At 67.8% G+C, this 12,615-nt stretch carries 6 protein-coding genes; 1 reads left to right on the top strand and 5 read right to left on the bottom strand.

Annotated features, from left to right (window positions below):
• Positions 1-145 precede the first annotated feature (145 nt).
• From LMU33_RS14880 to LMU33_RS14860, 5 genes are all read right to left on the bottom strand, one after another.
• Complete coding sequence (locus LMU33_RS14880) at positions 146-3,682, bottom strand: discoidin domain-containing protein (protein ID WP_228620840.1); 3,537 nt, start codon at positions 3,680-3,682, stop codon at positions 146-148.
• An 801-nt stretch (positions 3,683-4,483) separates the two neighbouring features.
• Entirely contained in the window at positions 4,484-5,269 is a 786-nt protein-coding gene (locus tag LMU33_RS14875; RefSeq protein ID WP_372477963.1) for a fumarylacetoacetate hydrolase family protein, read from the bottom strand.
• A 142-nt stretch (positions 5,270-5,411) separates the two neighbouring features.
• Positions 5,412-6,746 carry an MFS transporter gene (locus tag LMU33_RS14870; RefSeq protein ID WP_228620838.1) on the bottom strand — a complete coding sequence of 445 codons (1,335 nt, stop codon included), beginning with the start codon at positions 6,744-6,746 and terminating at the stop codon, positions 5,412-5,414.
• 246 nt (positions 6,747-6,992) lie between these two features.
• Positions 6,993-9,923, bottom strand: coding sequence for an FAD-binding and (Fe-S)-binding domain-containing protein (locus tag LMU33_RS14865; protein WP_228620837.1), 2,931 nt, complete (start codon positions 9,921-9,923; stop codon positions 6,993-6,995).
• Positions 9,924-9,960: 37 nt separating this feature from the next.
• Positions 9,961-11,127: a pyridoxal-phosphate-dependent aminotransferase family protein gene (locus LMU33_RS14860; protein WP_228620836.1), complete on the bottom strand. Its 1,167-nt coding sequence runs from the start codon at positions 11,125-11,127 to the stop codon at positions 9,961-9,963.
• 89 nt (positions 11,128-11,216) lie between these two features.
• Between LMU33_RS14860 and LMU33_RS14855 the strand changes: the two genes are divergently transcribed.
• A complete protein-coding gene (locus LMU33_RS14855) occupies positions 11,217-11,963 on the top strand; it encodes an IclR family transcriptional regulator (RefSeq protein ID WP_228620835.1) in 747 nt (248 codons plus the stop codon).
• Positions 11,964-12,615 lie beyond the last annotated feature (652 nt).

Here is a 12,615-nt window from a genome sequence, read left to right as displayed (position 1 = left end):
CCCGACCGTACTGAGCATGACAGGGCATCGCAAGATGCCGATCAACTGAAGAAAATATTCTCTAGAGCGTTGAAAGAGGAGCCGCATACAACGGTACGGGGGTCGGCCCACGCGGTTGGTGGGCCGGCCCCCGGGCGCGTTGCCGTCAGGGATTGACGTTGATGGTGAAGGTCGTGGTTGGGTTGTAGACGTCGATGTGGTTGTTGCTCTGGGTCAGGTGGTTGAACGTCGCCGAGCCCACGGCCGGGCCCTGTCCCGATTCGGGCATCGGGTTGGCCCAGATGCCATAGCCGGACTTGGCGTCGTAGGCGTCTCCGCTCTGCTGTGCCCCGGTGATGGACGTGTTGGTGAAGACGGTGTCCTTGACGGGATTGAGCGCCGTGCCGCCCACGTAGTCGGTCTGGAACATGATGCCGGCGTACGTCGGGTCGACGATGTCGGTGTCGTTCACCCGGATCCCCTGGAACGGCTGGGTCGCGGAGAACAGCCAGATCGCGGGGAACACCTGGCCGCCCCAGAAGTGACCACCGTCGCGCACCAGCGAGACGTTCTGGACGGTGGTCGGCTGGGTGCCGAATCCCTGGAAGGGATAGCCGAAGTTCAGCGAGCTGATGGTGATGCCCGCATAGGTCAGCGTGTCGGCCACGTACAGGTTCTGCAGGGTGTTGTTCTCACCGCCGTAGACGGCGACACCGGCCGCCCGCCACGGGGTCAGCGCGGTCAGGTTCTGGAAAGTGTTGTCGGTCAGGTCCGAGGAGTTGTGGTCCTGGGCCGCGAACAGCGCGAAGCTGTCGTCGCCCGTCGATCGGGCCTCGTCGTTGCTCACCAGGTTGTTCTGACTGCCGTTGGTGAGGTTGATGCCGTCCGCGAAGGTGTCGCGGATCCGCATGTTCGTGGCCTTCAGCCCGTTCACGTGGGTGCCCCAGATGGCGCACACCTGGTGCTCGATCCAGACGTCGTCGACGGTGATGTTGGAGACGTCGGTCAGGTCGAAGACCTTGCCGGGCCCGTCGATACGGGAGGTGTAGTTGCCGAACCAGCCGAAGCCCTGGAAGGTCGAGCCGTTGGCGCTGCTCTGCACCGACCAGCCGACGTCCGAGTTCTCCGACGTGGTGGGCGAGTTGAACTGGGTGTACCAGGGTCCTGCGCCCACCACCTTGACGGCTTTGCCGTAGACGTTGAACTTGCCGGTGGTCTGGTACTGCCCGGCGGGCAGGTAGACGCCGACGAGCTTGCCCGTGGTGTCCTGGCGAACGGTGTCGAGCGCGTTCTGCACGTCCTGCTGGCCGAAGCCGGCCGGGGTGAGGTAGGCGTTCGGGTCCGGGTTGGCGACCGGGGCGACCTGCTCGGTGTTGATGTAGTCGATCGCGTACTGCGAGGTGTTGGACGAGTCCTTCTGCAGCTTGATGACGCTGCCCTGGGGCACGGTCTGGTCGAGCATCACGTGCGCCTCGTCGTAGATGTGACGCGGCGATCCGGCGCCGGGGTTGTTGCCCGGTCCGGTCTCCGCGCCGTACAGCCAGGCGAACTTGGAGTTCAGCGTGATGGTCTGCCGGAAGGTGCCGTCGACATAGAGATTCAGGGTGGCGGTGTCGCCACCGCCGCCGGGGGCGTCGGGGATGGAGAAGCGGGTCACCAGCGTGTTGGTGCTGGCCCGGGTGGTCCACTGGACGTAGGAGCCGGTGGTGTTCAGGGTGACGGCCTTGCGCCCGGACGCCTCACCGGCCAGGTCGCCGATGGTGCGGTTGGGGCCGACCACGGCGGCGCCGCCGCCGATCTGGCCGTCCTCGCCCTGGTAGACGTCATAGGGCATGTTGGCGCCGCGGCCGACGAACAGCGAGGTGTCGCTGGTGTTGTTGGCCTGCTTGACCGACAGCTCGTTGGGGTCGACGGCGACCACGGTGTGCACCGTGTACTTGCCGTTGACGGCCGTCCAACTGCCCAGGTTCACGGAGGGAGCGCCGGCGCCGGCGGCAATCGTGCCGGAGTAGGAGCCGGTGAGGGTGGTGAGCGTCTTGCCGGTGCTGTCGAGCAGGGTGAGCGTGACGCCGTGGGAACCGCTGCCCGAGGCGATCGTGCCCTGGTTCCTCAGCGTCACCGAGAACTTGACGTTGTTGCCCGCCGAGGGGTTGTTCGGGGTCCAGTCCACGGTTCCGACCAGGTCCGAGCTCTGTACCGGCGCGACGACGAGGTTGTCCGGGTTGGTGTAGGCGTTGTTGTCGTAGCCCAGCTCGATGAAGCTCTTCGCCTCGTCCACCTTGGCGGTGAGCTGGTACGAACCGGCCGTCTGCGCGCCGATCACCGCGGACACCCTGGCGGAGGCGCCGGCCGCCAGCGCGCCGACGGGCGCGGTGCCGACCTTGGTGCTGCCCAGGTAGAAGTTGACGTTGGAGGCCGGAGAGGCCGCGGTGCCCACGTTGGCGACCGTGGCGGACGCGGTGACCGAGTCGGTCTCCACCGGGGCGGACGGGGACCACGAGGACGCGGAGACCGTCAGGTCGGGGTTCGGGGACGGAGTGCCGATCACCTGGAGCTCGCCGACCTGGCCGCCGGGGGCTCCGCTGTTGCTGGTGATGCTCAGCTCGACGTCCGCGACCGTGGCGCTCACCGGGATGGTGACGGTGTTGTTGGTACCGGGGTCGAAGGTGTACGTCTGCGCGGCCGAGATGCTGGTGAAGTCCGTCGCGCTCTGCTCACGGCCGAGCACCTGGATGGTCTGGGTGCGGGTGGACCAGGCCGAGGCCGGGTTCAGCTTCACCACGACGGAGGTGACGTCGGCGTTCGCGCCGAGCTGCACGGTGAGCCGGCTCGGGTACGAGGAGCCCTCGAAGTACGTGGTGACATCGCCGTCGTTCGCGTTCGCCGGGGCGTAGGTGTACGTGTACGGGCTACCGGTGATCGGCTTGTGCAGCGCCAGGTTGGTGCCGCTGCCGCCGGTGCCGGTGCGGGTGACGGTGTTGCCGGCGGGCGAGACGTTGCCGGCGGCGTCGCGCGCCTTGACGTAGTACGACACCGTCGCCGTGCCCGGCTGGGAGTCGGTCCAGGTCAAGGTGGTGCCGCCGACGCTGACGGCCAGCGCGCCGTTGCGGTAGACGTCGTAGGCGGTGACGCCGACGTTGTCGGTCGACGCTCCCCACGACAGGGCGATCTGACCGGCCTGCGGCTGGGTGTAGCGCAGGGTGCCGGGCGCGGTGGGGGGCGTGGTGTCGGCGGTGCTCGGCCCGTACACCTGGAACCCGGAGATCTGGGCCGCCGGCCATCCGGTGTTGGCCGTGACCAGCGTCCGCAGGTAACGGGTACCGGTCGCCGCGAAGTTGATGGTGACCGTGCTGTTGGTGGACGGATCGAACGTGTACGAGGCGGACGCCACGATGGTGGTGAAGTTGCTGCCGTCGGTGCTGCCCTGGACCGACAGCGTCTGGCTGCGGGTGGGCCAGTTGTTCACCGGCACCTGGAGCACGAGCTGGTTGACGCTGGTGGTCGAGCCCAGGTCGACCTGGAGCCACTGCGGGAAGGCGTTGTTGGCGCTCTCCCAGTAGGTGGACTGGTTGCCGTCGTTGGCGTTGGCCGGTGTGTAGGTCTGGTTGTAGCTGCTGGCGCTCATGGACTTGCCAGCCGCCAGGTCGGTCCCGGCGGCGTGGGCGGGTACGGCCTGCAGCACCGCCAGCAGTGCTGCCAGCATGCTGAGCACCGCGACGACTGCTGTTCGCTGCCGGCCTGACGCGGGCGGCGCGGGGGATCTTCCGGTGGTTCTCATCCTCGTCCTCGGCTCCTTGGAGAGGTGGGGGTACGGATGCGAGGGGTGACGAACTCGGCGAGCTGGCGACTGCGCGAAAATCTCGGTGTCGATCTTGCGAGATTGCCCATGATTCGATGAAAAAACTGCAGCCTTGACTGAAAGGAACCTACAGAGTGGCCATGCACTCGTCAATGAATGTGACAGCGCGGGGAGTTGCCGCCCTCGTGACGAGCCGGACTGCGACCGCGCCGGGCGTTCCCCCGGCCATGACGTGCACCGGTCCGGCCGGCTTCAACGCCCTGCCGACGCCAGACTGAAAGTCGTCACCACCGGCATCCAGACACCGCGCATGAACTCCGTCACGGAGCGCTGCACCGGCCAACCGAGACCTGAAGCAAGTCGGGCCGCTCCGCCCACTCCCCCAACGGATCAACGAACCACGGCACATCAGACACCTGGAGGTACGCCGACGAGACCGACTCGGCGGTAACCTCCACGAGTACCAACGTGCCGCGCACCCCATGCCGGATGACGTATCGGCACCCGCACTGCAGTGCCTGCGCACCATCGCGGCCCCGGCCTCCGCCTTGAGCAGGCACTGCGGCGTCGACCTCCGGCGGGACGCCCGGCACCAGCGACCTCGGTCGACCGTCGCCGGGCTCGTCCAGTGCCACCGGCCGGACGCGCAGCGCTCAGTCAACCTGAACAATGCACCACGGGTGCGGCCGGGGCGGGGTCAAACGCTCACGTCGTGCCCGGCGTGCCGAGCGGCTCCGTGCCGACCACCGGATTGGACAGTGTTCCCACGCCTTCGATCCGGACTTCGACCCGGTCCCCCGGGACCAGCGGACCCACGCCGGCGGGGCTGCCCGTGAGCAGTACGTCACCTGGCTGCAGGGTGATCCAGCGGGTGACGAAGGCCAGCAGTTCACCCACGCCGAAGACCATGTCGGCGGTGGAGCCGTCCTGGACCGTACGACCATTGACGAGGGTGTCCAGCCGCAGCGCTCCGGGGTCGGCCACGTCCGTCTCGATCCATGGCCCGAGCGGGCAGAAGGTGTCCGCGCTCTTGGCTCTGGTCCACTGCCCGTCGGCGCGCCAGTCGTCCGCGGTGATGTCGTTGGCACAGGTGTAGCCGAGCACGTAGTCGGCGAACGACGCCGCGGGAACGTCGCGGGCGGTGCGGCCGATCACGACGGCGAGTTCTCCCTCGTACTCCAGCCTGCGCAGTCCGGCCGGGTGGACCACCGCCGCACCGGGGCCGACCACGGCATTGGGCGCTTTGAGGAACAGCGGCGGCTGGGTCGGCCACGGCCGCTGCTTCTCCGCTATCTGTCCTGCGTAGTTGCTTCCCGCACAGACAATGACCCGCGGGTCGCAGGGCGCGAGGAGCTCCACCTCGTCGAGCGAGGCGATCCTGGGGCCAGGCCGTGAGCTGCCGAGCGAGCTGTCGCCCATCTCGTGAATGTACTTGCCGATCAGCGCACCACGTCCGGTGTGCTCTGCCTTGCGATACCTGACCAACCGCACCGCGCATCTCCCTTGTCGGCCCCTGTGGACCGTTTCTGTCCTGAAAGTTGTCGAAGCCGGCTCCCGCACCTGTCGGGCCTGTGTGCCGGGCGGCCGGATTCCGGCCGCCCGGCACACAGGGGGCAGGGCGAGAAGGGAACTGTCAGGCAGGCGTGACAGTGGGTGATCCCTCCGCTCCCTCCGTTTCGGTACCGATGGGCGGGACACTCGTCGCCTCACGCAGCTTCTTCCGCAGCGTCAGGACGAGCAGCGCCGCCACCGCGAAGACCGCGCCGAAGAACACCTGAGTAAGGGCGTATCCCCCGCTGGCGTCCTTGAGCCATCCCCCGATGTAGGGTCCGAAGAATCCACCGAGGTTGCCGACCCCGTTGATGATGCCGATCCCCGCACCCGCGGCCGCCACCGGCGTGAGCTTGGTGACGGTGGCCCAGAACGGTCCGTACCAGGCGATCGACGCCGCGGTGCCCAGGATCATCGCTCCCAGCACGAGCCACTTCTGCTGCGCCGAGATCAGACCCGCCCCGGCCAGGACCACGGCTCCCACGCCGAGGACCGCGACCATGTGGGTGACGTGCCTGCCGCGGCGGTCTGCGGACCTGCCGATGAAAATGATCGCCGCGCCGGCTGCGATCTGGGGCAGCATCGCGACCACACCGACTTTCATGTCGGTGTGGAAGGCCGTTTTGAGCACGCTCGGCAACCACATCGAGAGCCCGAGCAGACCCAGTTGGGTCAGCGTGTAGATGAGGGCGAACAGCCACACGATGGGGCTGCTGAACGCCGCCTTGAATGACCCCTGGTTCTTGAGCGGTTCGCCCTCCGCAGTGCGGGACTTCTCGATGTAGTCCCGCTCGGTGGCCGAGAGCCACTCGGCTTTCGCCGGGGTGTCGCGGATGATGACGAGCCATGCGACAAGCCCGAGTACGAGTGGGGCGCCGCCCTGGATGATGAACATCCAGCGCCAGTCCGCGTACGTCAGGATGATGCCGGAGAACGGGGCGGCGACGATTGCCGCGATCGGTGTGTACAACTTGAAGATCGCGTATGCCCGGCTGCGTTCGGCGAACGGGAACCACGACCGGATGGTGGACATCAGCGCGGGCTGCACGCCGCCCTCGGCCACCCCGAGCAGGAAGCGGGTGAGTACGAGTTCGGTGTAGTTGTGAGACAGCCCTGAGGCCACCGCGGCCGCGCTCCACAGCACCATCAGGATCGCGATCCACCGTTTCGCGCTCCACCGCTCGGCCATGTATCCGCCGGGGACCTGCAGCAACAGGTAACCCCAGAAGAAGACGCCGCTCGCGAAGCCCTCCTGGGCCCCGGTGAGGTGCATGTCCACCTCGAGGTGGGGCAAGGCGAAGCTGATGTTCGTTCGGTCTATGTAGCAGATGATGTAGACGAAGACGATGACGGGCAGAATTCTGGTCCATCGCTTCATATGGGATCGATGCCGCAAAAGAGATGTCGGCGTTGCCAACGACCTACCTCCTTGTAGGTGCAAACTGCCGGATGTCTCAGCGCACTGACTGCACGCGAGACTCGTGGGGCGAGCTGCGTCGTCTCCCTTCTTGATGTGCCTACCGCTCGGCGGTCTTCGCGCAGGGCGCGGCCGAGGCCGGGCGGGCAGTGACACGTCATACGGATGTGCGGGCCCCGGCGGCGGTGCTGAGCATCGTGTGAGCCCCGCCTTGGGGGAGGAATTCAGCCGGGATCGCCCGGTCTGTCAGGTGGTGTGGAGCGCGGAGCGGACGAGTTCCACAGGGTGGAGGGCGCGGCGTCCGCCGCCGTGGGAGATCTGCTGCCGGCAGGACACACCGGTCGCTACGACGACGGTGTCGGGGGAAGCCGCTTTGACGGCTGGGAAGAGGCGGTCGTTGCCGACGGTCATCGACAGGTGGTAGTGCTCGGATTCGTATCCGAAGGATCCGGCCATGCCGCAGCATCCGGCGTCGAGTTCGTCGACCGTCACACCGGGAATCCGCTTGAGGAGCGCGATGGTCGCGGCGGTCCCGACCTCGGCCTTCTGATGGCAGTGGCCGTGGTAGAGCAGCCTGCGCCCGGCGAGCCAGGAGTCCGCACCCAGCCGTAGCCGTCCGTCGTCGATGGCTTCGGTCAGCAGCTCTTCCACCTGCTTCACCCGGCCGGCGACGTCCTTGACCGCCGCGTCGTCGGGCAGCAGCGCCAGGTGCTCGTCGCGCAGAGTCATCAGGCAGGACGGTTCGCACCCCACGATCGGCGAGTGCGGTTCCCCGCGAGCGGTGAGCACCTGGGCGAGTGCGCGCGCCTTGTGCTTGGCGTCATCGATGAGCCCTTTGGACAGACTGGACCTGCCACAGCAGCCGCCGGCCTCCAGGTGGACCTGCCATCCTGCCAGTTCCAGCAGTTCGATCGCCGCCCGGCCGATGTCCGGCTCGGTGAAGGTGGTGAAGGAGTCCGCGAGGAAGACGACCGTTCCCTGGGTGACGGGGTGTGCCGTGGGCGTGCGGCGGCTGAACCAGCGCAGCAGGTTGGCCCGCACGAACGTCGGTAGCGGCCTGGCGGGGGTGATGCCGATGAGCCGGTCCATCAGCCGGCGCACCGATGGGATGCGCCCGGGCAGGTTGGACAGCGGTGCGGTCGCCGAGCCAAGGCGGTTCAGCGAACGGATCGTACCGAAGATCCTGGATCGTAGCGGTGTGCCGTGCAGGTCGTGGTGGTGTGACAGCGTTTCGGTCTTGAGCGCGGCCATGTCCACGCCGAGTGGGCATTCGCTCTTGCATGCCTTGCATCCGAGGCACAGGTCCATGATGTCGTGCAGCCGGTCGCCGCCGAGAGCTGCCCGGGGATCGGGCTGTGACAGGGCGTTGACGAGCGCGTTCGCCCGGCCGCGGGTGGAGTGCTCTTCTTGGAGTGTCGCCATGTACGAGGGGCACATGGTGCCGGTGGCGCTCTTACGGCAGAGCCCGATGTTCATGCACCGGTCCGCCGCGCCGCGCATGCCACCGACCACCTCGAAGGACAGCCGCGTCCGCACCGGGGTGGCCGGTGGCAGTGCCGCGTCCCGCAGGTTGTCCGTCATCGACGGGGCGTCCACGATCTTGCCCGGGTTCATCCGGTTGTGCGGATCGAATACGCCTTTCACCTGGCGCATGGCCTCATAGAGTTCGTCGCCGAAGAGTTCCCGGTTGAACTCGCTCCTGGCCAGCCCGTCGCCGTGCTCGCTGGAGTTGACGCCGCCGTACTCCCTGACCAGGTCCTTGATCTCCTCCGCGACCGAGCGCATCGTGAGCACCTGGGCCGGATCGGTCAGATCGAGGAAGGGGCGGATGTGCAGGCAGCCGACCGAGCAGTGCCCGTAGAACCCGGCCGTCAGGTCGTGTCGGTCCAGGATCGCCTTGAAGCGCCGGGTGTACTCGGCGAGGTGCGCGGGATCGACCGCGGTGTCCTCGATGAAGGCCAGCGGACGGCGTGAGCCGACGCTTGCGGCCATCAGCAGACCGAGGCTTGATTTGCGCACTTTGATCAGAGCTGCCTGCTGGTCCGCGGTGACGGCCTGCAGCGTGTGATAGCCGTGGCCGTGGCGCTGCCACAGCGCGGTCAGCCGCTTCAGCTGTCCGTGAAGCCCGCGCTCGTCGTCCCCGGTGAAGGTCACGAAGAGCAGCGCCTGGGGGTCGCCTTCCAGGATGGTGCCCAGCGAGGCGTATTCGATCTTCTGCCGGGACAGTTCCAGGATCGTACGGTCCATCAGCTCCACAGCGGCCGGATCGCAGGCCAGCGCATCTTCGGTGGCCGCGATGGCGGCGGGCGTGGAGGTGAAGTGACCGACGGCGATCACCGTATGAAGTGGCTTGGGCACGAGGTCGACCAGGGCCTGGGTGGCGACCACAAGCGTGCCCTCGGAGCCCACGACGAACTTGGCCAGGTCGAACGGTTCGTCCCCGGCGAGCCGGTCCAGCCGGTAGCCGCCGGCGCGCCGCCAGAACGTGGGGAATCCCTCGGCGACGGAGGAGGCGTTCTGGTTCAGGATCTCGGGCAGCCGCCGGTAGAGATCGCCCTCGAGGGTGGCTGCCTGTGCCCGGCGTGCCCGCTCTGTTTCGTTCACTGGTGCCAGGTGGGCGAGGCTGGCGTCGCTGAGCACCACGTCCAGCTCTCGTACGTGATCGATGGTCATCCCGTAGCGGACCGACCCGCTGCCCGCCGAGTTGTTTCCGATCATGCCGCCGATCGTGGCGCGGTTGCTGGTCGAGGTGTCGGGGCCGAACATCAGCCCCTGCGGGGCGGCGGCCCGGTTGAGCTGGTCCTGCACCACGCCCACCTCGACATGGGCCGTACGGTTGTCGGGGTCTATCCGAAGTATGCGGTTCATGTGCCGGGACAGGTCCAGCACGAGGCCCGGCCCGATGGTCTGGCCGGCGAGGCTGGTGCCGGCCCCGCGCGGGACGACGGGCACGCCGTGTTCGGCGGCCGCCGCGACCGTGGCCGCCACATCCCCGGCATGGCGGGGGAACACCACGCCCATCGGAGTTATCGAGTACATGCTCGCGTCGCGCGCGAACAGGTGCCTGGTGTAGTCGTCGAAGGCGACCTCGCCGTCGAGTTCCCGCCCAAGCTTGCGTATCAGGTCCTGCGTGATGACGTGTTCGCCGACGGGCCCTGAACTGCTGGCCGTGGTCACTGCTCGTTTCCTCCTCACCGGTGTTGCACTGCGCTGTTCACTCGGCGCGCAGCAGGTCCAGTGCGGCACTCAGGCCGGCCGGGTTGATGTCCACACCTGCCAGTTCGAGCCCCATCTGAACGCCGGCGAGCGTTCCGGCCAGGGTCAGGTCGTTGAAGTGACCGAGGTGGCCGATCCGGAAGACCCGTCCCGCGAGCTTGCTCAGGCCGGTGCCCAGGGACATGTCGAAGCGGTCCAGGATGATGTGACGGACCTTATCGGCGTCGTGCTCCTCGCCCAGCAGTACCGCGGTCAGGACACTGGAGTACTCCCGCTCGTCGGCGCACAGCACCTCCAGGCCCCAGCCCTGGACGGCGGCCCGTGTGGCCTCCGCATGACGGTCATGCCGTGCGAACACGTTGGGCAGGCCCTCCTCCTCGAGCATGATCAGGGCCTCGCGCAGCCCGTACAGCATGTTGGTGGCCGGGGTATAGGGCCAGTAGCCGTGCTGGTTGGCCTCGAGAATGGGTGTCCAGTCCCAGTAGGACCGCGGCAACCGCGCCCGCCCGGCGGCGGCGAGTGCCTTCTCGCTGACCGCGTTGAAGCCGAGCCCCGGGGGCAGCATCAAGCCCTTCTGCGAGCAGCTGATGGTGACGTCGACACCCCACTCCTCGTGCCGGTAGTCGATCGATCCCAGGGAGGAGATCGTGTCGACCAGGAGCAGGGCGGGATGGCCCGCCTCGTCGATGGCCGCTCGAATCTCCGGCACACGGCTGGTGACGCCGGTGGAAGTCTCGTTGTGGACGACCATCACCGCCGCGATGGAGTGGGCCTTGTCGGCGGCCAGCCGCTCGGCGACGACCTGCGGGTCCACGCCGCGCCGCCAGTCGCCCGGAACGAAGTCCACTTCCAGCCCGAGGCCTTCGGCCATGCCGCGCCACAGGGTGGCGAAGTGGCCGGTCTCGAACGCCAGCACACGGTCGCCGGGGCTCAGCGTGTTGACCAGCGCCGCTTCCCACGCCCCGGTCCCCGAGGAGGGATAGATGACGACGGGACCGCTGGTGCCGAACACCGGCTTGACTCGTTCCAGGACGTCCAGTCCCAACTCGGCGAACTCCGGCCCCCGGTGGTCGATGGTCGGTCGCGCGATGGCCTGCAGTACCCGGTCGGGGACGCTGGTCGGGCCAGGGATCTGCAAAAAATGCCGCCCAGTATGCGTCGTCACTTGTGATCACTCCAACTTCTGTGCCGTAATACGGCACACCGTTCCGTAAAAAGGTACGGCGAGGTTAGGGACGAGCGATCAGGGAGTCAATGGAGATGCAGAACGTTCTCAACGCTTTGCGAGTCCTTGAAGAGGTCGCAACGCGGCAGCCGATCGGCGTCGGCGAGCTGTCACGCGTTCTGGGCATGCCCAAGAGTTCCGTCCAGCGTGCACTGCGCACGCTGGGCGAGGCGGGGTGGATCCGTCCCGCAGGAGGCGAGGTCACCCGCTGGGTCGTGACCACGAAAGCGCTGGACGTGGGCCGGCACGCCAGCGGGGACCTCGGTCTGCGCGACGCGGCCGTACCGCTGATGGAAGAACTGCGCCGGCGCACCGACGAGACGATTCACCTGACCGTTCGGGAAGGGAACAAGATGGTGCTCATCGAGCGGCTGGAGACGTCCAAGCCCGTGCGCACCAGCATGTCCCTGGGACATTCCCTGCCCCTCCACGCGTCCGCCAACGGCAAGGCGGTACTCGCGCACAGCCCTGCCGAGGTGATCGGCCGGCTGCTCGCCGAGGGGCTTCCGCGCTACACCGACACGACCATCACCGACCCCGACCGGATGCTCGCCGAGCTGGAGCGGATACGAGCACAGGGCTATGCGACCAACAGGGGCGAGTGGCGGTCCGACGTCGGCTCAGTCGCAGCGGCCATCAGGGGTGCAACCAAAGAGCCGATCGCGAGCCTCAGTGTCAACATCCCGATGACCCGATTGACTGACGAATCCGAGTCCTTCTTCGGCGCCGCGGTGAGCGAGGCGGCGAAGACCCTCTCGGCGCGCCTCGGGCACTGATACGGCCCCACCCCGCCCGCATCCGCATGACGTCAGGCCGTGGTCCCTCGCCTCAGTAGCTCCCGGCCGAAGCCGCTACGCCGACCTGATTACTGACTGCATCTCCTGTCGATCGCCTTCAGAAGACGGTGGACCGGGGCAGCCTTCGACACGAAGGCGAAAAGGGCAGGTCAGGGAGGTTTGCTCGCCTGTAGTCCCGCGGCACTGGCAGTGCGAGCCCGGGTGCCGCCCCGTCACGGACGGGGCGGCAGCGATGGCAGGACGGGTCGTGGCGGAGGACATGCGGGCTGGCATCGGCGTGGCTCCTCACATCCGGCGACCGTTGCATGCGCGGTGTGAGGGGTGCGGGGCACGCCCCGGCCCCCCTGACACACCGCGATGCCCGCACGCCGACGGTGGGAACCGGGGGTCAGGACGCTCCGGTCGTCGTCTGCGCCGGCTGTGTGGTGGAGGCGGGAGCGCCGGCCCGGGGCTGCGGGAGGCTGCGGGAAGAGTGCCCAACCGCATCGGACACCGGTCCCGGGTTGCTCGGCAGCATGTGGGCGTAACCAACCCCGAGCAGAAGGGCTACGGCCGTCGCAGCGGTGGCGGTCCGGCGGGTCGTGGTGCCCACACGCCGAAGTCCGCGTTCGCGCCGCCGCACCGGGTCGGA

The sequence above is a fragment of the Streptomyces barringtoniae genome (assembly GCF_020819595.1).
Taxonomy (GTDB): domain Bacteria; phylum Actinomycetota; class Actinomycetes; order Streptomycetales; family Streptomycetaceae; genus Streptomyces; species Streptomyces barringtoniae.
This window is presented reverse-complemented; position numbering and strand designations above follow the sequence as displayed.